At 66.2% G+C, this 21597-nt stretch carries 20 protein-coding genes; 13 read left to right on the top strand and 7 right to left on the bottom strand.

Annotated features, from left to right (window positions below; genetic code table 11):
• Nucleotides 1-2 precede the first annotated feature (2 nt).
• From GGR44_RS12550 to GGR44_RS12515, 8 genes are all read left to right on the top strand, one after another.
• Nucleotides 3-359: an ArsC family reductase gene (locus GGR44_RS12550; RefSeq protein WP_183955944.1), complete on the top strand. Its 357-nt coding sequence runs from the start codon at nucleotides 3-5 to the stop codon at nucleotides 357-359.
• Nucleotides 356-1393, top strand: a complete 1038-nt coding sequence (locus GGR44_RS12545) for a glycerophosphodiester phosphodiesterase (RefSeq protein ID WP_425511320.1) — start codon at nucleotides 356-358, stop codon at nucleotides 1391-1393. The genes GGR44_RS12550 and GGR44_RS12545 overlap by 4 nt, the downstream gene beginning before the upstream one ends.
• 87 nt (nucleotides 1394-1480) lie before the next feature.
• On the top strand, nucleotides 1481-1897 hold the full coding sequence (locus GGR44_RS12540) for an RrF2 family transcriptional regulator (RefSeq protein WP_183955943.1): 417 nt from the start codon (nucleotides 1481-1483) through the stop codon (nucleotides 1895-1897).
• 41 nt (nucleotides 1898-1938) lie between these two features.
• Nucleotides 1939-2601: an MBL fold metallo-hydrolase gene (locus tag GGR44_RS12535; protein ID WP_183955942.1), complete on the top strand. Its 663-nt coding sequence runs from the start codon at nucleotides 1939-1941 to the stop codon at nucleotides 2599-2601.
• Nucleotides 2602-2697: 96 nt separating this feature from the next.
• Nucleotides 2698-3915 (top strand): argininosuccinate synthase, encoded by a 1218-nt coding sequence (locus GGR44_RS12530; RefSeq protein WP_183955941.1) that lies wholly within the window; start codon nucleotides 2698-2700, stop codon nucleotides 3913-3915.
• A 30-nt stretch (nucleotides 3916-3945) separates the two neighbouring features.
• Nucleotides 3946-4701: a sulfite exporter TauE/SafE family protein gene (locus tag GGR44_RS12525; protein ID WP_183955940.1), complete on the top strand. Its 756-nt coding sequence runs from the start codon at nucleotides 3946-3948 to the stop codon at nucleotides 4699-4701.
• 143 nt (nucleotides 4702-4844) lie between these two features.
• Nucleotides 4845-5456, top strand: a complete 612-nt coding sequence (locus GGR44_RS17100) for a methyl-accepting chemotaxis protein (protein ID WP_281374253.1) — start codon at nucleotides 4845-4847, stop codon at nucleotides 5454-5456.
• Nucleotides 5457-5507: 51 nt separating this feature from the next.
• The gene (locus GGR44_RS12515) at nucleotides 5508-6809 is read left to right on the top strand and encodes a methyltransferase family protein (RefSeq protein ID WP_183955938.1); all 1302 of its coding nucleotides are present in this window, start codon (nucleotides 5508-5510) and stop codon (nucleotides 6807-6809) included.
• A gap of 6 nt (nucleotides 6810-6815) precedes the next feature.
• Here the strand turns inward: GGR44_RS12515 and GGR44_RS12510 are convergent, their stop codons facing one another.
• Nucleotides 6816-8189, bottom strand: coding sequence for a glutamate--cysteine ligase (locus GGR44_RS12510; RefSeq protein WP_183955937.1), 1374 nt, complete (start codon nucleotides 8187-8189; stop codon nucleotides 6816-6818).
• A 111-nt stretch (nucleotides 8190-8300) separates the two neighbouring features.
• Entirely contained in the window at nucleotides 8301-9047 is a 747-nt protein-coding gene (locus GGR44_RS12505; protein ID WP_183955936.1) for a 16S rRNA (uracil(1498)-N(3))-methyltransferase, read from the bottom strand.
• Nucleotides 9048-9141: 94 nt separating this feature from the next.
• Between GGR44_RS12505 and ubiA the strand changes: the two genes are divergently transcribed.
• Together ubiA and GGR44_RS12495 are read left to right on the top strand one after the other, a co-directional pair.
• Entirely contained in the window at nucleotides 9142-10044 is a 903-nt protein-coding gene (ubiA, locus tag GGR44_RS12500; protein WP_183955935.1) for a 4-hydroxybenzoate octaprenyltransferase, read from the top strand.
• The gene (locus GGR44_RS12495; protein ID WP_183955934.1) at nucleotides 10041-11516 is read left to right on the top strand and encodes a phospholipase D-like domain-containing protein; all 1476 of its coding nucleotides are present in this window, start codon (nucleotides 10041-10043) and stop codon (nucleotides 11514-11516) included. Before ubiA ends, GGR44_RS12495 begins: the two co-directional genes overlap by 4 nt.
• 4 nt (nucleotides 11517-11520) lie before the next feature.
• On the opposite strand, the gene GGR44_RS12490 is transcribed toward GGR44_RS12495, so the two are convergent.
• Nucleotides 11521-12627: a pyridoxal phosphate-dependent aminotransferase gene (locus GGR44_RS12490; protein ID WP_183955933.1), complete on the bottom strand. Its 1107-nt coding sequence runs from the start codon at nucleotides 12625-12627 to the stop codon at nucleotides 11521-11523.
• A 162-nt stretch (nucleotides 12628-12789) separates the two neighbouring features.
• Here GGR44_RS12490 and GGR44_RS12485 point away from each other — a divergent pair, with 162 nt between their 5' ends.
• Nucleotides 12790-13974: a GGDEF domain-containing protein gene (locus GGR44_RS12485; protein ID WP_183955932.1), complete on the top strand. Its 1185-nt coding sequence runs from the start codon at nucleotides 12790-12792 to the stop codon at nucleotides 13972-13974.
• Nucleotides 13975-13978: 4 nt separating this feature from the next.
• On the opposite strand, the gene smc is transcribed toward GGR44_RS12485, so the two are convergent.
• The 4 genes from smc to GGR44_RS12465 are packed head-to-tail and all read right to left on the bottom strand — an operon-like array spanning nucleotide 13979 to nucleotide 19541.
• The gene (gene smc / locus GGR44_RS12480) at nucleotides 13979-17425 is read right to left on the bottom strand and encodes a chromosome segregation protein SMC (protein ID WP_183955931.1); all 3447 of its coding nucleotides are present in this window, start codon (nucleotides 17423-17425) and stop codon (nucleotides 13979-13981) included.
• A 59-nt stretch (nucleotides 17426-17484) separates the two neighbouring features.
• Nucleotides 17485-18219, bottom strand: a complete 735-nt coding sequence (locus GGR44_RS12475) for a DsbA family protein (protein WP_183955930.1) — start codon at nucleotides 18217-18219, stop codon at nucleotides 17485-17487.
• A 55-nt stretch (nucleotides 18220-18274) separates the two neighbouring features.
• A complete protein-coding gene (locus GGR44_RS12470; protein WP_183956103.1) occupies nucleotides 18275-18955 on the bottom strand; it encodes a thioredoxin domain-containing protein in 681 nt (226 codons plus the stop codon).
• A 55-nt stretch (nucleotides 18956-19010) separates the two neighbouring features.
• Nucleotides 19011-19541 carry a DUF721 domain-containing protein gene (locus GGR44_RS12465; protein ID WP_183955929.1) on the bottom strand — a complete coding sequence of 177 codons (531 nt, stop codon included), beginning with the start codon at nucleotides 19539-19541 and terminating at the stop codon, nucleotides 19011-19013.
• 26 nt (nucleotides 19542-19567) lie between these two features.
• Here GGR44_RS12465 and GGR44_RS12460 point away from each other — a divergent pair, with 26 nt between their 5' ends.
• Both GGR44_RS12460 and nudC read left to right on the top strand, forming a co-directional pair.
• Nucleotides 19568-20647 (top strand): A/G-specific adenine glycosylase, encoded by a 1080-nt coding sequence (locus tag GGR44_RS12460; protein WP_183955928.1) that lies wholly within the window; start codon nucleotides 19568-19570, stop codon nucleotides 20645-20647.
• Complete coding sequence (nudC, locus tag GGR44_RS12455) at nucleotides 20637-21530, top strand: NAD(+) diphosphatase (protein ID WP_183955927.1); 894 nt, start codon at nucleotides 20637-20639, stop codon at nucleotides 21528-21530. Before GGR44_RS12460 ends, nudC begins: the two co-directional genes overlap by 11 nt.
• Nucleotides 21531-21597 lie beyond the last annotated feature (67 nt).

The raw sequence follows: 21597 nt of genomic DNA, 5'->3' as shown, positions 1-21597 counted from the left end.
CCATGATCACCATGTTCGGCATCAAGAATTGCGACACCATCAAGAAGGCGCGCAACTTCCTCGACGGCGCGCGCGCCTCCTACAGTTTCCACGATTACAAGGTGTCGGGCGTCGACGAGCAGAAGCTGCGCGGCTGGATCGTCGAACATGGCTGGGAAACCATTCTCAACCGGTCGGGCACCACGTTCCGCGCGCTCGATGCGGGCGACAAGGCGCATATCGACGCTGACAAGGCGGTGATGCTGATGATGGCCAACCCGTCGATGATCAAGCGCCCGATCCTGGAAGTGGGCGACAGGTCCATCGTTGGGTTCAAGGCGTCGACCTATGAAGCCGCGCTGGGGCGCGCGACCGCGTGATCGGCCGGGCGCTCTTCCGTCGCGCCCTGATCGCCATTATGGCGCTTGGCATGACGCAGGCGACCGCCTTTGCCGAACCGCTGATCATCGCCCATCGCGGCGCCAGCGGCGAACGGCCCGAACATACGCTGGCCGCCTATGAACGGGCCATCGACCAGGGCGCCGACTATATCGAGCCCGATCTGGTGCTGACCCGCGATGGCGTGCTGGTCGCCCGGCATGAGAATGAGATTGGCGGCACCACCGACGTCGCCGACCATCCTGAATTTGCCGATCGCAAGACGACAAAGACCATCGACGGCCAGATGATGACGGGGTGGTTTACGGAGGATTTCACCCTCACCGAACTGCGGACGCTGCGCGCGCGCGAGCGTCTGCCGCAATTACGGCCGACCAATGTGCGCTTCGACGACCTCTATCTCATTCCGACATTCGAAGAGATATTGAAGCTGGTCCGCGCCAAGGAGGCGGAAGCCGGGCGGCGCATCGGCATCTATCCTGAAACCAAGCATCCCAGCTATTTCGCGGGCATCGGCCTGCCGCATCAGGGGCCGCTCCTCGAATTGCTGAACCGGTTCGGGTACATGACGGAAGTCGACCCGGTCTTCATCCAGTCGTTCGAGGTCGGCAATCTGCGCGCCATTCGCGCGATGTCGCGCCTGCGCCTCATCCAGCTTGTCGATGCGGAGGGCGGTCCGGCCGACCTGCCCGCGACCCGCTATGCCGACATGCTGACGCCCCAGGGGCTGGCGGACATCGCCGCCTATGCCGACGGCATCGGCCCGGCCGCGTCGATGGTGTGGACGCCGCAGGGCGCAACCATGCTGGTCAGCGACGCGCATACCGCCGGGCTCCAGGTGCATGTGTGGACGCTGCGGATGGAAAACGCCTTCCTGCCGCCGCCCTTCCAGCGGCTGGATGACCGGGAAGGGCGGGGCGATTTCGCGGGCTATGTGCGCTCCGTCGTGCAAACCGGCGTCGACGCCATTTTCAGCGATTTTCCGGGTCAGGCGCGCGCCGCTCTGGCGCCCTGACCGGGCGGTCGAGGCAAAATGTCTTCGTCGCACGATTTGTCTTCTGTTTCCCTTGTAATATGGGGCGGGGCGGGCGATGGATAGGTCATGTTGTCGCAGAAGACCCGTTACGCCATCCGCGCCCTGCAACATCTTGCCGACCGTTATCGACAGGGGCCGGTGCCGCTGACCGAGATCGCCAGCCGTCAGAACATCCCGGCCAAGTTCCTGACGGTGATCCTGTCCGAATTGTCGCGCGAAGGGCTGGTATCGACCCAGCGCGGGCGTGACGGCGGCTACTGGCTGGCGCTGTCGCCCGTCGACATCAGCTATGGCGACATCGTCCGCCTGACGCGCGGATCGCTGGCGCTGACCCCCTGCGCCAGCCGCTTCGCCCATGAAAGCTGCACCAATTGCCTGCCCGAATCGGAATGTCGCCTGCATCGTGTGATGCTGCGCGTGCGCGACGAAACGGCCAAGGTGCTCGACGGCATCAGCCTGGCGGAGCCTTTCCCCGCTGCATAGAGGGGGTTGTCACGGCCTCGCGCCTTCGCCACATCGGGCGTATGACCACGCCCCCGCTCAAAGCCGTGCTGATTCCCGTCACCCCCTTGCAACAGAATTGCACGCTGTTCTGGTGCACGAAGACGATGAAGGGCGCCTTTGTCGATGCGGGCGGCGATATTGATCGGTTGAAGGCCGCAGCGCAGCAGCATGGCGTGACGGTCGAGAAGCTGCTGGTCACCCATGGCCATATCGACCATTGCGGGCAGACCGGGGTGCTCGCCCGCGACCTGGGCGTGCCGATCGAAGGGCCGCATGAGGACGACCGTTTCTGGATCGACCGCCTGCCGCAGGATGGCGTGCGCTGGGGCCTGCCGGGCGAGGCTTTCGAGCCGGATCGCTGGCTGAAGGATGGCGATCAGGTGCAGGTGGGCGAACTGGTGCTGGACGTCATCCATTGCCCCGGCCATACGCCGGGCCATGTGATTTTTCACCACGCGCCCAGCAAGCTGGCCATCGTCGGCGACGTGTTGTTCAAGGGGTCCATCGGCCGCACCGATTTCCCCCGTGGCAATCATCAGGATCTGATCGACTCGATCACGCACAAGCTCTGGCCGCTGGGCGGCGACACCGCCTTTGTCCCCGGCCATGGCGAAATGAGCAATTTCGCCATCGAACGGCGCACCAATCCCTATGTCGCCGACGCGGTGCTGGCGCGCGCCTGACGCGGCGCAAAGGCGTTCTTTCCGTTGCGCTTCGCCGCCGCGCCTGATACCGGCGCGCCGGTAAATCGCGCCATTTCAGGAAGGGTCGCCCCGTACATGTCCGACAAGATCAACCGCATCGTTCTCGCCTTTTCGGGCGGTCTCGACACCAGCGTGATCCTGAAATGGCTGCAACAGACCTATGGTTGCGAAGTCGTGACCTTCACCGCCGATCTGGGGCAGGGCGAGGAACTGGAACCCGCCCGCGCCAAGGCCCGGCTGATGGGCGTCAAGGAAGAACATATCTTCATCGACGACCTGCGCGAGGAATTCGTGAAGGATTATGTCTTTCCGATGATGCGCGCGAACGCGCTGTATGAGGGGCTCTATCTGCTGGGCACCTCCATCGCCCGTCCGCTGATCGCCAAGCGCCAGATCGAGATCGCGAAAATGGTCGGCGCGGATGCCGTATCGCACGGCGCAACCGGCAAGGGCAACGATCAGGTCCGCTTCGAACTGGGCTATTATGCCCTGTCGCCCGACGTGAAGGTGATTGCGCCCTGGCGCGAATGGGATCTGACCAGCCGCACCAGGCTGATCGAATTCGCCGAAAAGCACCAGATTCCGATTCCTCGCGACAAGCGCGGCGAAAGCCCCTTCTCGACCGACGCGAACATGCTGCACACCTCTTCGGAAGGGAAAGTGCTGGAGGATCCGTGGGAGGAGACCCCCGATTTCGTCTATTCGCGCACGGTCAATCCGGAGGATGCGCCCGACGCGCCGGAATATATCACCATTGATTTCGAGCAGGGTGACGGCGTCGCCATCAATGGGGTGGGCATGTCGCCCGCCACCCTGCTCGAAACCCTCAACGACTATGGCCGCAAACATGGCATCGGCCGCTTGGACCTTGTCGAAAACCGGTTCGTCGGCATGAAGTCGCGGGGCATGTATGAAACGCCGGGCGGCGCCATCTATCACCTCGCCCATCGCGGTATCGAACAGATCACGCTGGATCGCGGCGCGGCCCACCTCAAGGACGAACTCGCCCCCAAATATGCCGAACTCATCTATAACGGCTTCTGGTTCTCGCCGGAGCGTGAGATGCTGCAGGCCGCCGTCGATTACAGCCAGCAGAAGGTGACCGGCACGGTTCGCCTGAAGCTCTACAAGGGCGGCGTCTACGTTGTTGGCCGCAAGTCGCCCTATTCGCTCTACAGCGAGAAGGTCGTGACGTTCGAGGATGATGCGGGCGCCTATGACCAGCGCGATGCGGCGGGCTTCATCAAGCTCAATGCCCTGCGCCTGCGCTTGCTGGGGCGTCGCGATCGCTGATCGTCCCTCATTGACGCGGGCGGCTGGCCGATGATCGACTGGTCCGCCCCCGTCATCGCGCTGGTCATTGTCGCGACGATCATCGTCGGTTTCGCAAAGGGCGGCTTTGTCGGCGTCGGCGCCTTGCCCATGCCCATCCTGGCGCTGGTGATGTCGCCGGTGACGGCCGCCGCCATATTGCTGCCGATTCTGATCGTGCAGGATGCGGTGGGCGTTTGGGCATTCCGCCGCCACTGGAACCGCCATATCGTTGCGGTCATGTTGCCCGGCGCGATTATCGGCATCGCGCTTGGCTGGCTGTTCGCGGAAAAACTGCCGGTCGGCGCGATATTGGCGGTGGTCGGCGGCATATCGATGCTGTTCGGCCTGTGGCGGCTTTGGATCGAGCGGGGCGGGCGCAGGGTGGCGGCGTCCACGTCGCCCGGCTGGGTCGGCACGCTCTTTGGCGTGTTGACTGGTTTCACCAGCCAGGTCGCCCATGCTGGCGGCCCTCCGTTCCAGATGTGGGTGACGCCCAAAAAGCTGCCGCATCTGGAATTTGCCGGCACCAACGCCATCCTTTTCGCCATCATCAACTGGGCCAAGGTCCCGGCCTATTGGGCGCTGGGGCAGTTCTCCGCCGCCAACCTGCATGTTTCGGCTATGCTGATGCCGGTTGCGATCCTGTCGACCTTTGGCGGCGTGTGGTTGGTCCGGCGGGTCAATGGCCGGATTTTCTATACCCTGGTGAATGTGCTGCTGGTGCTGCTGGGCGGCAAGCTGGTGTTTGACGGCCTGGCCGGATAGCGGAGAATCGCTGCCATTCATCTGTTTTTCCAGCAAAAATTTCAAAGTTAATGTTTCTTTAGGCCTGTTTCCTCCAAAGCGGCCCAAGTTTGGAGGTAATGATGCACGGGCTTGCGATTGATCCCCTGGAAATGTGCCGCGCCATGGATCGGTCGACAGCCATCATCAGCTTCGACATGACCGGCCACGTGACAGCCGCCAATGACCGCTTTCTTGACCTTTTCAGCTATCGCTTTGAGGAGATTGCGGGGCGTCACCACCGGTTGTTCTGCGATGCAGACTATGTGCGCACGGCCAATTATCGCCACTTCTGGGACAGGTTGCAGTCAGGCCGTTTCGATACCGGCGAATATGCCCGGCGCAACAAGCAGGGCGAGGAAGTCTGGATTCGCGGCAGTTACAATCCGGTGTTCGACGCCGATGGCCGTCAGACCGGCATCATCAAGTTCGCCCACGACATCAGTTTAGAAAAGCGCGCCATCGCCGCGCGCGTCGATGCCGAACGATCGCTGCTCATGCAGGAAGAAGACCGGCGCACCGTGGTCGAGGATGTGCTGGGCAAGGTTGCCGACATCGTCGAAACCATCGACACCATCGCCCGCCAGACCAATTTGCTGGCGCTCAATGCATCCATAGAGGCGGCGCGCGCGGGCCATGCCGGCCATGGCTTTGCCGTGGTCGCGGCGGAGGTGAAGAAGCTGGCCGTCGACACCCAGGCCGCAACCGGCAGCGCCCGTCGACTGATCGCGCGATGATCCCGCCCGCCCTTCATCGCTTGCTTACCATTTTTGGCTAAGGCAGGCGGGATGGAGCCTTCATCCGATCCTTGCCCGAAATCGGCGGTCAGCCATGGCGTCGGCCTTGCCGGACTCGTGGGCCTGGGCCTTTGGACGCTGGTCGCCCGCCATTATGGCATGAACGGGCCGAATGCCGGTTTCGCGGCGGTCGCCGCCTGCGCGCTGCCCATGGTGCTGTGGTCGCTGCTGGTCGACCGGGTGCATCGCAATGCATCGACGGGAATCGACTGGGACATGGCGCCACGGCCATGGCGGTCAGCCTTCGATACTGCGCTGGTCAAGATTGCCGGATTATGGGCGACCTGGCTTGCCATCGCCATCTTCTATTGTCTGGCGCGGTGGTACTGGCAGGGCAATTATCATTTCGCCATGGACCTGTTCGCCTGGTCGGCGCCTGGCCTTGTGCTGCTGTCCATCCCCTATGTGACATGGCTTGACCGCCGCCTGAGGGAGCCGCGCGACGCGACATACGCCTTTGGCCAATGGGTGATCGGCGGGGCGGCGGGCGCGCCCGACATGGCGCAGGTCGCCCATCATGCCCGCGCCTGGGCGGTGAAGGGCTTTTTCCTCGCCTTCATGGTGTCGATCGTGCCGGGCAATTTCGCCGACGTCGTCGGCTGGAGCATCGGCCGCGCGATCAGCAATCCGGTCGATCTGGCGCTGTTCCTGATTGCGGTCATGTTCATGATCGACGTGGTGATGGCGACCGTCGGCTATGTGCTGACCATGAAGCCGCTCGACGCGCATATCCGCACCGCCAATCCCTATCTGGCGGGCTGGCTGGCGGCGCTGATCTGCTATCCGCCCTTCGTGCTGATGGGCGGCGGCGGGCCGCTGGATTATCATGCGGGTGGCGCTGAATGGTTTGTGTGGACGCAGGGGAACACGCCTCTGCAATGGCTGCTGGGCGGCTGGCTGGTGGTGTTGACGGGCCTTTACGCCTGGGCGACGGTCGCCTTTGGCCTGCGCTTTTCGAACCTCACCCATCGCGGCATATTGACCCACGGTCCCTATCGCTGGACCCGGCACCCGGCCTATCTTTCCAAGAATCTCTTCTGGTGGTTTTCCAGCATGCCGTTCCTGGCGGTGTCGGGCAGCATCGCCGACATCGCCCGCAATTGCGCGATGCTGGCCGCGACCAACGCGGTCTATTTTTGGCGCGCGAAGACCGAGGAAAAGCATCTGTCCGCCGATCCCGACTATCGCGCCTATAGCGAATGGATGGAACGCAACGGTCCGGCGCCGCGCTTCTTTGCCTGGGTGACGGGCAAGCGATCAGGCGCAAGGGCCGGGCTGCACCCGGCCGAATAGGGCGTCCTAAAAACTTTCCTCGGCATAGACGCGCGACAGGTCGCCCGCCCATTCGCCGCGATAGCGGTCGAGCAGCCGTTCGGCATGGGTCTTGCCCGATGCGACCACTTCGTCCAGCGCGGCCAGATAGCCGGTTTCATTGTCGCCCGCGCTGTTGAGCCGGGCGCGTGCGGCAAGACCCGACCGCGCGATGTCGAGCACCTGCCCGGCAATGTCGCGCAGTTTCCGCCCGCCGCCAATGGGGGCGTCGAGGCCCAGTTTCGGCACGGAATCGCGCAGTGTCTGCCGCTCCTCCATGGTCCAGTCCTTGACCACGTCCCACGCCGCGTCGAGCGCGCCCTGGTCGTAGAGCAGTCCGACCCACAGGGCGGGAAGGGCGCAGATGCGGCCCCACGGACCGCCGTCGGCGCCGCGCATTTCCAGAAAACTCTTCATCCGCACTTCGGGGAAGGCGGTGGAGAGGTGATCCTCCCAGTCCTTTTCCGTCGGCTTTTCGCCCGGCAAGGCGGGCAAGCGCCCGTCAAGAAAATCGCGGAAGCTCTGGCCCGCGGCGTCGATATATTGGCCGTCGCGGAACACGAAATACATCGGCACGTCGAGCGCATAATCGGCATAGCGTTCATAGCCGAAGCCGTCTTCGAACACGAAGGGCAACATGCCGGTGCGGCCCGGGTCGGTGTCCGACCAGATGTGGCTGCGATAGGACAGATAACCATTGGGTTTTCCGTCGGTGAAGGGCGAATTGGCGAACAGCGCGGTCGCCAGCGGTTGCAGCGCCAGCGACACGCGGAATTTCTGCGCCATGTCCGCCTCGCTGCCATAATCGAGGTTGGTCTGGATGGTGCAGGTGCGCAGCATCATGTCGAGGCCCAGCGACCCGACGCGCGGCATATGATTGAGCATGATGCCATAACGCCCCTTGGGCATGATGGGCAGTTCGTCGCGGCTCTTGTCAGGCCACATGCCAAGGCCGAGAAAGCCCAGGCCCAGCATGTCGCCGACATATTTCACCTGCTCCAGGTGACGCCCGGTTTCCGCGCAGGTCTGATGCAGATTGTCGAGCGGGGCGCCCGACAATTCAAGCTGTCCGGCCGGTTCCAGGCTGATCGTGCCGTCCGGCCCGGCGAGCGCGATGATATTCTCGCCCTCGAAAATCGGCTTCCAGTCATAGCGGGTCAGGCCGATGAGCAGCGTGTGAATGCCGCCCTTTTCCTCATAGGAAGGGGCGTGATGGTCCTTGCGCGCATAGACGAATTTCTCATGCTCGGTGCCGATCCGCCAGCGATCCTTGGGCTTTTCGCCTCTGGAAAAGGCCGCGATCAACTGGTCGCGGCTCTCGATGACGGGATCATTCCCCCCTGAGTCGGTTCTGGTGCTCATGCCCCGGCCTTAATCCTTCCCCTGCGCGCGTCAAACAAGCGCGGCTTGCGCTACATAAGGCGCGTCTATCATGGCTTCAATCTCATTTCGAATTGAAACTGTTTTTCTGTTTCAGCGCCAGTCGCCGTTGATCGTCATCCAGGCGGCGGTGGCGGCGATGGCGGCGGTCTCCGCCCTTAATATCCGCGGTCCCAGCGACATGGCGACGGCGGCCGGGTGCGCGCGAATGGCGTCGCGCTCCGCCGGATCGAAGCCGCCCTCCGGCCCGATCAGCAGCGCGGCAGGCCCCGGATGATCGGCAAAGGCCTGCGCCATCGGCGGGCCGCCCGTCTCATCGGCGAAGAACAGCGTGCGGTCGGCGGGCCAGTCGCGCAGCAACGCGTCGAGCTTCACCATGGGCGACAGGGCTGGCAGCGCGGTGCGCCCGCATTGCTCGGCCGCCTCCACCAGATGGGCGTGCAACCGGTCAAGGTTCAACTTGTCCACCACCGCCCGCCGGGTCAGCACCGGTTGCAGCCGGGCGACGCCCAGTTCGCACGCCTTTTCCGCGATCAGGTCGATCCGCCCCTTCCTGATCGGCGCGCAGCACAGCCAGAAATCAGGCGCTGTTTCCGGCGGCTTCGTTCGCGTTTCGCAGACCAGCAACAGGTCGCGCTTGCGAATGTCGCGCGCCCGCGCCGCCCATTCGCCCGATTGTCCGTCGAACAGCAGCACGATGTCGTCGGCCTTCACCCGCATCACGCTGATCAGATAATGGGCGCCATTGCCGTCAACCGGTACGGCCACCCCTTCGCCCAGCGGCCTTGCAACAAACAGGCGCGGCGCGCTTTGCGGCGGCCATGCGGGGGTTGCGGTCATTTTGTCTCTTTCCTTCGCCCCGAGCTTGTCGAAAGGCCACGCCCCTCTTTAAGGAAGATCGGGGCGGCGACAAGCGCGCCCGAACGGAGCGGCCGTGAATCATACCATTGTTCCCGACAGCGAAACGCGCGGCCTTGTCGCGCGACTGCCCGCAACGCCGCGCGCGCTGGTCTTGCTGGCGCGGCTTGACCGGCCGATCGGCTGGTGGCTGCTGTTCTGGCCGGGCGCATGGGCCATCGCGCTGGCGGGCGAAGCGGTCGCGCGTTGGCCGCTCATCCTGTGGTTCCTGATCGGCAGCATCGCCATGCGCGGCGCGGGCTGCGTGTTCAACGACATTGTCGACCGCGATCTCGACCGGCAGGTCGCGCGCACCGCCGCCCGGCCGCTGGCGAGCGGGGCCGTGTCGCTCAAACTGGCCTGGGCGTGGCTGCTGGTCCTCTGCCTCATCGGGCTGGTCGTGCTGCTCCAACTGCGGCTTTATGCGCAGATCGTGGCGCTCGCCTCGCTGGCGCTGGTTGCGGCGTACCCCTTTATGAAGCGGATCACGGGCTGGCCACAGATATGGCTGGGTCTCGTCTTTTCCTGGGCGGCGCTGGTCGGCTGGGCGGCGGCGGCGGGGGCACTGACTCTGCCGGGCCTGCTCCTTTATGGCGGCACCATTTTCTGGGTCGTGGGTTATGACACCATCTACGCGCTTCAGGACCGGGAGGACGACGCATTGATTGGCATCGGGTCGAGCGCCCTGTCGATGGGTCGGCATGTGCGTTCGGGGGTCACTCTTTGTTATGCGGCGGCGCTGGCGCTTTGGGCCGCAGCGCTTTGGCAGGTGCGGCCACAGGCGCTGGCGCTGCTCGCCCTGTTGCCGATGGCGGCGCATCTCCTGTGGCAGGTGGCGACGCTCAAGGAGGATGGGGTCGATCCGCTGGCCAAGTTCCGATCCAATCGTTTTGCCGGATTTGTGATGCTGCTCGCCTGCCTTGTCATCGGCAGCGCATGAACGCGGGGCCGCAAGAGGGGGAGGATTGCTGGCGCATCGCCCGCGCCGACCGGGCCAGCGTCATCATCGACGCGCAGGATTATTTCCGCCACGCCCGCGCTGCGATGCTGCGCGCCAGGAAACGGATCATGCTGATCGGTTGGGATTTCGACCCCGGCATCACCATGATCCGGCAGCAGGAGGCCCGCGATGACGCGCCGCCGATCATCGGCGATTTCATCCTCTGGCTGGTCCGAAACCGGCCCGATCTGGAAATATTCCTGCTCCGCTGGGATGTCGGCGCGATCAAGTCGATGGTGCGACCGCGGACATTGGCCACCACCTGGCGCTGGATGGCGCACCGGCGCATCACGGTGAAGCTGGATGGGCACCATCCCCCGGCGGCGTCCCATCACCAGAAGATCGTGGTGATCGACGATTGCCTGGCCTTTTGCGGCGGCATCGACATGACCGGCGATCGGTGGGACACGCGCCTGCACCGCGATGACGAGCCGGGGCGCAAACATCCCGACGGCACGCCCTATGGCCCCTGGCACGATGCGACAACCGCCTTGCAGGGGCCGGTCGCAGCCGTGCTGGGCGAACATGGCCGCGACCGCTGGATCGCGGCGGGCGGCAAGCCCCTGCAACCGGTCGAGGGCGCGCATGATTGCTGGCCCGAAGCATTGGCCGTCGATTTTCACGATGTCGATGTCGCCATCGCCAGGACCGCGCCGGAATTGGACGATCAGCAGCCCTGCACCGAGATCGAACAGCTCTATATCCGCCAGATCGCGTCGGCGCGCCGACATATTTATGCCGAAAGCCAGTATTTCGCATCCCGCAAGGTGGCGGAGGCGATCGCCGCGCGGCTGGTGGAGCCGGATGGCCCGGAAATTGTGATTATCAATCCTCAGCAGGCCGATGGCTGGCTGGAGCAGCAGGCGATGGACACCGCGCGCGCGCGCCTGTTCGAAGCGCTGAAGGCGCGCGACATCCATGATCGTCTGCGCATCTATCACCCGTTCACGGCGCGCGGCGTTCCCATCTATGTTCATGCCAAGGTGATGATCGTCGACGGCCGTTCGATCCGGGTGGGGTCGTCGAACATGAACAACCGGTCCATGCGGCTGGATACGGAATGCGATGTGACTATCGACGGCGCACTTCCCGCTAACGCCGGTGCGCAGGACAGGATCGTGCAAATCCGCGATGGCCTGATCGCGGAGCATCTGGATCTGCCGGTCGAACGCGTCGCCGCCGTAATGGCCGAACGCGGCCTGATCGCGGCGATCGAGGAACTACGGCACAAGGCGGGGCGGACGTTGCGCCCCTATGTCACGCCGAACCTCAATGATGTGCAGCAATGGCTGGCCGATCATGAAGTGCTGGACCCCGAGGGGCCGCAGGAAATGTTCGAACCGCTGCACCAGCGCGGCCTGTTCCGCCGGTTGCGGCATATGCGCCTGTTCCAACGCCGCAAGCGCGGCTGAGGCGCTAAAGCCGGGCGACCTCTTCCGCGATGATGGCGCAGGCCTGTGCGAAGCCATCCTCCTGCTGGGTGAAGCCCAGGCGCATATGATCCGGCTGTCCAAAACAATCGCCCGGCGCCAGCAGCACGCCGCGCGCCGCCAGCCTTTCGCATAGCGCCCGGCTGTCGCGCCCGTCCGCTATCCATGGATAGCATGTCGTGCCGCCTTGTGGCCGCACCCAGCGCAGCCGGTCGTCCGAACCGGCGATCAACTGGTCGAGCGTTGCGATATTGGCGCGGGCCACTCCCTCCAGCCGGTCGATGATGGCCCCGCGATGGCGCAGGGCCTGCGTCGCCAGCGCTTCGGTCAGGGGCGAGCCGCTGATGGTGAAATAGCTGCGCGCGTCGACCAGCCGTTCGCGCAAGACCGGGTCGTCCACCACCATCCAGCCGATCCGCAGACCCGGCAGCGACAGCGCCTTCGACATGTCGCTCATCACAATGGTGTTGGCGATGCCCGCCGCCGACGCCTGTGGCGGGTCGAAATAGAGCGGATGATAGACCTCGTCGACCAGCAGCGGCGCTTGCGTGTGTTCAAGGTCGGCGGCGAGCGCGGCTATTTCCGCGCGGGGCATGACCGACCCGGTGGGGTTGTGTGGCGTGTTGACGATTACTGCGGCCGTATCGTCGTCCACCATCGCGCGGATCGCATCGGCCCGCTGGGCAAAGCCATCAGCGCGGTCGAGGCGGTAAAGCCGCGCCTCCATGCCCCAGGCCCCCGCCATGGCCGCATAGGCGGGATAGCCGGGATCGGGCATCAGCACATGGGCGCCGGGCCGCGCCAGCAGGCAGAAGAGCGCCGACAGGGCCTCTGACGCGCCGGTGGATATCAACACCTGCCCGGCATCGACCCCATGAAAATCCGCCACCGCCGTGCGCAGTGCCGGGCTACCCTGGGGCGGGGCATAACTCATCACGGTCGTGGACAGGTCGAGCGGTTCTTCGCCAAGGGCGCACAATGCGCCGACGGTCCAGCGCGGGCCAGTGCTGGACGCGAGATTCCATGCGATCGGAGGGTCGGCAAAGTCGTGTGCCGACAACCAGTTGTCGAGGCGAAAGGGGGGCAGGTGCATGGCGGCGCGCGTCTCCGGAACGATAGCGAACCTTCATGGTCGATGAGCCGTTCCGCGCCAATGACCGCCCCGGGAAAATTGGCCTGCCCGTCAATGCCGGGGGATGATCGCCGAAAAATCCGGCCTTACCAGTTGGTAATCAGTTTTCCCGATAAGCGCCCGATGATGTCCTTCACCTCCGACGCTGCAATCATGTTCGGGCTCTCGCTCGTCAGCATGATCTTGTGCGCAGGATTGCTGGTGTCGTGGCGGGCTTTGGGCGGCGTTCGCCATGCGCTCATCTGGTCGGGGGCCTTTGGTCTGGCCGCCGTGCAATGGGCGATCATTGGCGGCTATAACAGCTTCCTGCCTGAAACCGCACCGACCTTCATCGGGTCGACATGGGCGGGCGGGGCGGTTTCCATCCTGCTGTTCATGGGTTTTCGCGAACGGATCGGCGCGCCCCGGCGATGGGCGCTGCTGGTCGGGATCATGGCGGCGACGGCGGTTCTGGTCGGTGTGACTTACTGGCTGGGGCAGGCCCATTATGCGCTGGCTGTGCCGCAATTCGTGCGCGCGCTCTTCCTGCCGCTTGCCGCCCTGACGCTGGTCGGGCGCGAGCGACGCAGCAGCGGAACCGAAATCATGGCGATCATCGTCCTGCTGGGCTTCGCCATTTTCAGCGCGGTCGTGGGCTTTTTCCGGCTTACCGATTGCGGGTGCGAGACCAACGCCGGGCGGGCCGTGTTGCTGACCGGCCTGCCGGTGCTGTTCATGGGGACGGGCATCGTCATCGTGTTGCTGCTGGCGGGCGATCTGGCTCGGCAGTTGCGGATCGCCGCGCGCACCGATCCGTTGACGAAGGCGCTCAATCGGCGCGGTTTTGAAGAGGACTGCGCCGATGCTCTGCGCCGCCGGGGCCGGGCGCAGGCGGCCTCCATCGTCCTCATCGATCTCGACCATTTCAAGCGGATCAACGACCTGTTCGGCCATGGTTGCGGCGACGACGTGCTGCGCGCGGTCGCGGCGTGCGTTCGGCGGCATTTGCGCGGCGATCATCTGTTCGGGCGCATGGGCGGGGAGGAGTTCGCCCTGATGCTCGGCCGCACCGACATCCATGCCGCCCGCGCGCTGGCGGAGCAGATTCGCCGCGCGCTGCGCGACCTGGCGATCCTGCCCGATGGCGGGCGGGTGACCGCCAGCTTCGGTATCGCCGCGATGGGCGCTGACGGCGACCTGAGCGCCGCCATCGCCCACGCCGACAAGGCCATGTATGACGCTAAATCGCTCGGCCGCGACCGGGTGTGCATCCATGAAGGCGGCGATGCGGCGCAGCCGGTGCGCCTCGCCTTCGCCCAGCGCGGCTGAGCGCTTACCCTGCTGCGCCCAGCAGCGCCTCTGCGCCGCCCAGATCGACCGACACCAGACGGCTGACCCCCGGTTCGACCATCGTCACGCCGAACAATCGGTGCATCCGCGCCATGGTGACGGCATTATGGGTGACGATCAGATAACGGGTGCGCGTCTGCCCCACCATCGCGTCGAGCAGGTCGCAAAAGCGTTCGACATTGGCGTCGTCCAGCGGCGCGTCGACTTCATCCAGCACACAGATTGGCGCCGGATTGGTCAGGAACAGGCCGAAGATGAGAGCGACGGCGGTCAGCGCCTGTTCCCCGCCCGACAACAATGTCAGCGCCGCCAGCTTCTTGCCCGGCGGCTGGGCCATGATCTCCAGCCCCGCCTCCAGCGGATCGTCGCTGTCGATCAGTTCCAGATGCGCCTGTCCGCCGTTGAACAGGGTGGTGAACAGTCGCCGGAAATGGCCGTCGACCGCCTCGAACGCGGCCAGCAGCCGTTGCCGCCCTTCCCGATTGAGGCTGCCGATGGAGCCGCGCAGGCGGTTGATCGCAACGGTCAGTTCCTCGCTCTCGACCCGGCTCTTCGCCTGGGTGGTTTCCAGTTCGTCCAGTTCCTGGGCGGCGACCAGATTGACCGGGCCAATCCGTTCGCGTTCCGCATGGACCCGGTCATGTTCGGCGAGTTCCGTCTGGGCGATACGGATGGCGGCGCTGTCGAAACCGATGCGTTCGGGCAGCAGCGGCGGCGGGCATTCGAAGCGTTCACCCGAAAGGCGGTTCATTTCCACCCGGCGTTCGTCGGCGCCATCGGCGCGCGCGGTCGCCCCGGCCCGCGCCTCGCGCGCATTGGCCAGCGCCTCGCCGGCTTCCCGCGCGCGCGCCTCGGCCTGCCTCAACGCGGCTTCCGCCTCCGCCTCGGCGGTTCGGGCCTCGGCGGCAGTGGCATCCAGCGCCTGGCGTTGGGCATTAAGGGCGGCGATCTCTAGGGCCAGCCGCTCCGGCTCGCCGGCAATCGCCAGGCTTTCCGTTTCAATCGCTTCGGCGCGACCCGCCATGGCGGCGATCCGCCTGGCCGCTTCCCCGGCGCGCGCGCGCCAGCCTTTCGCGTCAGCCTCGCTGACGGAAAGCCGCTCGCGGTCATGGGCGATGGCCCGTTCGGCCATGGCCTGTTGCGTGCCGATCTGGGCCACGGCGGCGCGGGCGGCTTCATTGGCCTGGGTCAGCGCCGTCACCAGCGCCCTGGTTTCTGCTCCATCCGGCACGGCGGCCCGCGCTGTCCGCGCGCGTTCGACGTCCTCTTGCGCCGCCGTCTGCTCCCGCCGCGCTTCGATCAGTCGTTCCTCAACGGCCTCGCGTCGCCCGGCCAGCCGTTCGATCGCGGTGGTCGCCTCGTCGCCGGCGCGGATCGCGTCGCGCAGCTTTTGTTCGGCGAGCTTCAGCGCCGCGCGTCCAGCATCCTCGGCGGCGACGGCGGACTGTTCGGTTGCCGTTACGAGGGCGAGTTGGCCCTGCGCCTCTTCCATTGCGACTGCCGCCGGCGCCCTTTGCGCCTCGATTTCGGCCAGCCGGTTTATGCGGATGAGCCGCTCGGCCGCCGCCGCGCCGCTTTCGCTCGCAACATAGCCGTCCCAGCGGCGCAGCAGGCCAGCCCGCGTCACCAGCCGTTGCCCTACTGCCAGCGGCTGGCCTTCGTCGCTGTCCGCGACAGCCACCTGCGCCAGTCGTCGGGCCAGTTCGGCGGGGGCGTCGACATGGGCGGCCAGCGGGCTGGCGCCGGGCGGTAAAGCAGGGTCGTCTGGCATCGCGCTGGCGCCGGACCAGCGCCGCTTGCCTTCCGCCCCGATGGGCGCTTCCAGATCGTCGCCCAGCGCGGCAGCCAGAGCGCGTTCATATCCCGGCGCCGCCTTCACCCGGTCAAGCGCCCGCGCCGACCCGCCGCCGCCGCTGTCGACCGCGCGGCGCAGGGCCGCCGCTTCGCTGTCCAGCGCGGCCAGCGTCGCCCGCGCACTGGCAAGGGCGGCCTGCGCTAAGCCGCGTTCCTCGGCTGCGGCCTGCCGCGCTGCCTGTGCCTGCGCAATGGCGGCTTCGGCGTCGGCGCGATGCTGCGCCGCCTGTCGCTGGCTCTGTTCGGCCTGCGCGCGTTGTGCTTCGAGCGGCGCGAGGTCGGGCAGGGCGCGGCTGTCCGCGTCCAGTTGCGCGACGGACCTGTTCGCGCGGTCCAGTCGCGCCTGCGCGCCCGCCAATGCCGCGTCGGCCACGCGCAATTCGGCTTGTTCGGTCGCCTGCCGCGCAACCGCACGGGCAAGATCAACCTCCGCATCGCGCGCCGCACGCTCCAGTTCGGCCAGCCGGGCGGATAGGGCGGGCAGGGCTGCCTGCGTCTCGGCGATCCGTTCCTTCAGCGCCGCGCCTTCGAGCGCCAGCCGCTCGATCGCCGCCGCCGCGTCATGGGCCAGCGATCCCTCGCGCGCCCGGTCCTCCTCCAGCCGGTCGGCCAGCGCCCTGAGTTCCGATGATCGCGCCACAGCCCGGTCGCGGTCGGCCGTCATGATGTGCAAGCGGTTCTGGATGTCCGACACGGCCTCCCGGCTGGCCTGCGCCGCCGCCCGCCGCTCGGAAAGCGTGGTCACGGCGGCTTCGGTATGGGCGGCGGCGGCCATTTGCGCCTCTTGCGCGGCGATCACCGCGTCCGCCGCCGCCTTCGCTTCGGCCCGCGCTGCGTCCGCCGCCGCCGCCGCCTCGCGCCAGCGCGCAAAGATCAGCCGCGCCTCGGCAACGCGTATCTCCTCGGACAGGCGGATATAGCGTTCGGCCGCCCGCGCCTGCCGCCGCAGGGCGTTGGCGCGATTGTCCATGTCCGCCAGCACTTCGTCCAGCCGCGCCAGATTCGCCTCGGTCGCGCGCAATTTCTGTTCGGCGTCGCGGCGGCGAACGTGCAGGCCGGCGATTCCCGCCGCCTCCTCCAGCATCGCGCGCCGCTCCTGCGGACGTGCGGCGATGACGGCGGCGATCTTGCCCTGGCTGACCAGCGCCGGGCTATGCGGGCCGGTGGCGGCGTCGGCGAAGATCAGCGCGACGTCCTTGGCGCGCACGTCCTGGCCGTTGGCGCGATAGGCGCTGCCCGCGCCGCGTTCGATGCGGCGCATCACCTCCAGTTCGCCGTCGGCGCCCACCGGCGCGGAGGAGAACAGGTCGCCCTGTTCCTGAATGGCGAGAAGCGATACTTCCGCGAAATCGCGGCGGGCGCGGCTGGCGGTGCCCGCGAAGATCACATCCTCCATGCCGCCGCCGCGCATGGATTTGGCGCTCGATTCGCCCATCACCCACCGGATCGCCTCCAACAGGTTGGATTTGCCGCAGCCATTGGGGCCGACGATGCCCGTCAGGCCCGGCTCGATCCGCAATTCCGTCGCGTCGACGAAGCTCTTGAAGCCGGAAAGCTTGAGGCGTCTTATTTCCATCGCCGCGCTCCGCGCCCGGCGGGATCAGTCAGGCAGGAAGGACGCCCCCCTTTTTCCAATCAGATGCCCGCTTCGCGCAGCTTTGCGCGCAGCGTCGCCCAGTTGGATGTGTTTTCCTGAAGCGCGCCATTGATGACGAAGCTGGGCGTGCCCTGGATATCATATTCCTCGCTCACCTTCTGAACATCGGCCGCCAGTTTTTCGGCGGTGGCGCTATCGGCCAGGCACTGTCTGGCCTGGCTTTCGGAAATGCCGCGCTGCTGCGCGAATTCGATGAAGCCAAGGGCGCTGGCGATGATGCCGAAACGCTGCGCCGGGGCCGCGGTTTCGGCGGCCTTCAGCGCATTTTCATTGGACTGGAGCGTTTCGAACATGGCCTGCTGATTGGCCATCAACTGTTCGGTCATGGGGAAGAACACATCCTTGCCGCCGCAGCGCGCCAGCAGGGCGGAGGTGAGGTCAATGGGATCGCGCAGGAAGGGGCGGAATTCGAAGTTCATCTTGCCGGTGTTTACCAGCTCCCGGATTTCCTCGCTCGCTTCCTTGCTGAACTCTGCGCAGTGCGAACAGGTGTAGGAACCGAATTCCACCACTTTCACCGCCGCATTGGGATTGCCCATTACGAAATGCCCCTCGGGCGTCTGGTTGATCGTGTCGGCCCAGCTTGTGCCGGCGGGCGCGGCGACAGCGGCCACCGGATCGCCCGAAGGCGTCGATCCATTGCCCTCCTCCTTGCCGCAGGCGACGAGCGAGAGGGACAGGGCCAGGACGGCGATGCTGTACAGACGCTTCATGGGGATTACGCGGCTCCTGAACGGGTGAAAGCGAGGGATCGGGGGGTGGTCTAGATCAGTTGGCGGCAGCGGGCAATGCGGCGCGCACGGCGTCCCATGTCGGGCCGCCCACCATCTTGTCGTTGACGGTGAAGGCGGGCGTTCCGCTGATCTTCAGCTCGCGCCAGGCATGGTTGGTCATGGCCAGCACCTGTTTGAGCGCGGCGGGATCGGCGACGCAGGCGTCGAGCTGTTTGGGCGTGAAGCCGCGTTTCGCCATCAGCGCATAGAGGCCGGTTTTCTGCCCGATGTCGCGCATGGCGGCGACCTGATCGGTCGGCTTTGCCGCGCTGTCGCCGTCATAGGCGATGATTTTCGGCATCCACGCATCCTGATTGGCGAAAATCGCCTCATGATTGCCCATGAAGCGCGCCTTGCCGCCGCATCGAGCGATCAGTGCGGCGGTCAGGTCATATTTGTCGCGCACCGCGTTGCGCACCTCTACGCTGACCTTGCCGGTCGAAACATAGCCGGTGCGCAGCGGGCCGGCCGATTCCGCCACGAAATGGGCGCAATGGCTGCATGTGTAGCTGACATATTCGACCAGCTTGGTGGGGGCGGCGGGATTGCCCATCACATGGCCGCCCACGGGCGAAAATGCGACTTGCGCCGTCCATTTGGGCGCGGGCGCGGCGCTCAGCATGGCGGGGGCGGCGGCCGCAAGGGCCAGAAGGGCAAAGGGCACGAATCGCGTCATCATGGGCTATCCATCTGGTCGCCCGTTCCTGAACCGGGGCGGAACGGCGGGTTGATCATCCGATTTTGGGCACGCCGCTGCTGTTGGCGATACCCTGCGCCAGCGATTCGAGCACCGCGCGCAATTCCGGATCGCCAATGCCGCGCAGCGAATCGCCCAGGTCGAGGGGCACGGGTTTCAGATTGGCGGGCGGCGGCCGGGTTTCGGCTCGGGCGGGTGTGATCCGGCCCTGTTTCATCGTCACCCTGGCGATCGCGCCATAGCCGAAAAAGCGGTTCACCCGTTCCACAATGTCGGGAATGGCGTGCTGCACCATTGGCGCGTGGCCGCCCTCGACCGTCATCTGCAATGTGCCGCCCGATTTTTGGCCCACGGGAAAGCGGATGAAATCGGGCATGGTGATGTCGGCATAATGGGGGCCGACAATGTCGGGCCAGCGGGTCACGATGCTCGCCTGCACGAAGCCGAATTTGCGGAACGCCGCGCGGCCGATTTCGGGCATCAGGTCGGCAATGGCGCGCGGCCCGCCGGTGCGCGCACGGTCAGCGGCCTTTTCCTTCTCCGGCTTGGGCGGGCGTTCCTTCATGCGCTGCTTAATGGCATAGGGCGGTCATGCCCGTCGAGCCGTCCGTTACGAAAATCGCTGCCCCCGCCACCATCGCGCGCGACTTGCTGGCGCATTATGAGGTTCATGCCCGTCGCCTGCCCTGGCGCGCGCCGCCGGGCAGCAATGCGACCGATCCCTATCGCGTCTGGCTGTCGGAAGTGATGCTCCAGCAAACGACCGTGGCGGCGGTGATTCCCTATTTTGATCGTTTCACTGCCCGCTGGCCGGCGGTGGAGGCGCTGGCGGGGGCGGATGACGCCGATGTGATGGCCGCCTGGGCGGGCCTTGGCTATTATGCCCGCGCCCGCAACCTTCTGGCCTGCGCGCGGGTCGTGGCGCGTGAGCATGGCGGCGCTTTCCCCGATACGGAGGAGGCGTTGCGCGCCCTGCCGGGCATCGGCGCTTATACCGGGGCCGCCATCGCCGCCATCGCCTTTGGTCGCCGGGCGGTAGTGGTGGACGCCAATGTCGAGCGTGTCGTCGCCCGCCTGTTCGCCATTGCGCAGCCTCTGCCGGCCGCGCGCGCCGCCATCCGCGCCGCCGCCGACGCGATCACGCCCGAGGCGCGCGCGGGCGACTTCGCGCAGGCGATGATGGATATGGGCGCGACCATCTGCACCGCGCGCAACCCCGCCTGCGGCATTTGCCCGCTGCGGAAAGATTGCGCCGCTTTCCGCGGCGGCGATCCGGCCGCCTTCCCGGTCAAGGCGCCCAAAAAGGCGCGGCCGCACCGGCTGGGCCATGGCTGGTGGATCGAACGGGCTGGCCATGTGTGGCTCGTCCGGCGGCCGGGGCGCGGGATGCTGGGCGGGATGCGGGCGCTGCCCACCTCCGACTGGAGCGATGCGCCCGATGCCACGCCGCCGGTCGATGCCCCTTGGCGGAGACTGGATCCGCCGGTCACCCATGTCTTCACCCATTTCTCGCTTGCGCTGACCGTGCACCGCGCCGCATGGGATGGCGAGCCGCCCGGAGAGGGCGAATGGTGGCCGATCGACCGTATCGGTGAAGCAGGCCTGCCGACATTATTCGCCCGCGCGGCCGACGTCGCGATGATCGACCGAAAGGATCAAGATGCCCGCTGACCTGTCAATGCCCGGCTTTGTCGGCGGCACGCTGGATCGCGCCGACCAGATACGGACGAGCCCGGAAAAGCTGGCTGAAGCCTTTGCGCAGCGATCCGCCCGACGGCTGGTGCTCGACGGGTTGGACCCGGTGGCGGATGGCGAGCGACTGGCCTGCGAACCGATCCCCCGCCGCGCGGCGCTGGCGGAACATGTTTTGCTGGGCGTGGATGATGACGGTCCGCTGTTCGCGCCTCTGGCGCGCGACATTCCGCATGGCGCCGTTTTTGCGCCAGCCGTGTGGGAATTGGCGGGCGTTCTCGCACCCGATCAACTGGCGCTTTACGGCGCGGCGCGCAGCCTGATCGACTGGCATGCGCGCCATCCCTTCTGCGCCCGCTGCGGCCATGAAACCCGGCCGGAAAAGGGCGGCTGGGCGCGGCTTTGCGGATCATGTGGAGCCGAACATTTCCCGCGCGTCGACCCGGTGACGATCATGCTGGCCGAACATCGCGGGCGGATATTGCTGGGCCGCCAGCATCGTTTTCCGCCCGGCCGCTATTCCGCGCTCGCCGGGTTCGTCGAGCCGGGCGAGACGATCGAGGAAGCGGTCGCCCGCGAATTATGGGAGGAGGCCGGGATCAGGGTCGATCAGGTCCGCTATGTGATGAGCCAGCCCTGGCCTTTCCCCGCATCGCTGATGATCGCCTGCATCGCGCAGGCCCGCGACGACCGGCTGACGCTGGACGAAAGCGAGATCGAACATGCCTTCTGGTGCGACGCGGCCGGGGTGCGCGCGGCGCTCGCGGGGGAGGCGGGCGCGCCCTTTATTGCGCCGCCGCCCATGGCTGTCGCCCGTCACTTGCTGGTTCATTGGCTGGCCCGGCAGGACGCCTCCGCCTGACCCCCCAGGCTCGGATCGCCCCTCCATTGCGCCCCCTGCCGCAAGCGCGTAAGGCCGGGGACTTCAA

Origin of the sequence: Sphingobium fontiphilum (assembly GCF_014196635.1) — a bacterium.
Taxonomy (GTDB): Bacteria; Pseudomonadota; Alphaproteobacteria; order Sphingomonadales; family Sphingomonadaceae; genus Sphingobium; species Sphingobium fontiphilum.
The sequence above is the reverse complement of the archived record's forward strand: the minus strand, read 5'-3'. Positions and strand labels throughout refer to the sequence as shown.

Coding starts and splice junctions, on each gene's coding strand:
- GGR44_RS12460 (WP_183955928.1), top strand. CDS start 19,568: ATGCCCGTCGAGCCGTCCGTTACGAAAATCGCTGCCCCCGCCACCATC.
- GGR44_RS12495 (WP_183955934.1), top strand. CDS start 10,041: ATGAACGCGGGGCCGCAAGAGGGGGAGGATTGCTGGCGCATCGCCCGC.
- GGR44_RS12485 (WP_183955932.1), top strand. CDS start 12,790: ATGATGTCCTTCACCTCCGACGCTGCAATCATGTTCGGGCTCTCGCTC.
- GGR44_RS17100 (WP_281374253.1), top strand. CDS start 4,845: ATGGATCGGTCGACAGCCATCATCAGCTTCGACATGACCGGCCACGTG.
- GGR44_RS12490 (WP_183955933.1), bottom strand. CDS start 12,627: ATGCACCTGCCCCCCTTTCGCCTCGACAACTGGTTGTCGGCACACGAC.
- GGR44_RS12540 (WP_183955943.1), top strand. CDS start 1,481: ATGTTGTCGCAGAAGACCCGTTACGCCATCCGCGCCCTGCAACATCTT.
- GGR44_RS12515 (WP_183955938.1), top strand. CDS start 5,508: ATGGAGCCTTCATCCGATCCTTGCCCGAAATCGGCGGTCAGCCATGGC.
- smc (WP_183955931.1), bottom strand. CDS start 17,425: ATGGAAATAAGACGCCTCAAGCTTTCCGGCTTCAAGAGCTTCGTCGAC.
- GGR44_RS12530 (WP_183955941.1), top strand. CDS start 2,698: ATGTCCGACAAGATCAACCGCATCGTTCTCGCCTTTTCGGGCGGTCTC.
- GGR44_RS12465 (WP_183955929.1), bottom strand. CDS start 19,541: ATGAAGGAACGCCCGCCCAAGCCGGAGAAGGAAAAGGCCGCTGACCGT.
- GGR44_RS12470 (WP_183956103.1), bottom strand. CDS start 18,955: ATGACGCGATTCGTGCCCTTTGCCCTTCTGGCCCTTGCGGCCGCCGCC.
- GGR44_RS12510 (WP_183955937.1), bottom strand. CDS start 8,189: ATGAGCACCAGAACCGACTCAGGGGGGAATGATCCCGTCATCGAGAGC.
- GGR44_RS12505 (WP_183955936.1), bottom strand. CDS start 9,047: ATGACCGCAACCCCCGCATGGCCGCCGCAAAGCGCGCCGCGCCTGTTT.
- GGR44_RS12550 (WP_183955944.1), top strand. CDS start 3: ATGATCACCATGTTCGGCATCAAGAATTGCGACACCATCAAGAAGGCG.
- GGR44_RS12525 (WP_183955940.1), top strand. CDS start 3,946: ATGATCGACTGGTCCGCCCCCGTCATCGCGCTGGTCATTGTCGCGACG.
- GGR44_RS12475 (WP_183955930.1), bottom strand. CDS start 18,219: ATGAAGCGTCTGTACAGCATCGCCGTCCTGGCCCTGTCCCTCTCGCTC.
- nudC (WP_183955927.1), top strand. CDS start 20,637: ATGCCCGCTGACCTGTCAATGCCCGGCTTTGTCGGCGGCACGCTGGAT.
- GGR44_RS12535 (WP_183955942.1), top strand. CDS start 1,939: ATGACCACGCCCCCGCTCAAAGCCGTGCTGATTCCCGTCACCCCCTTG.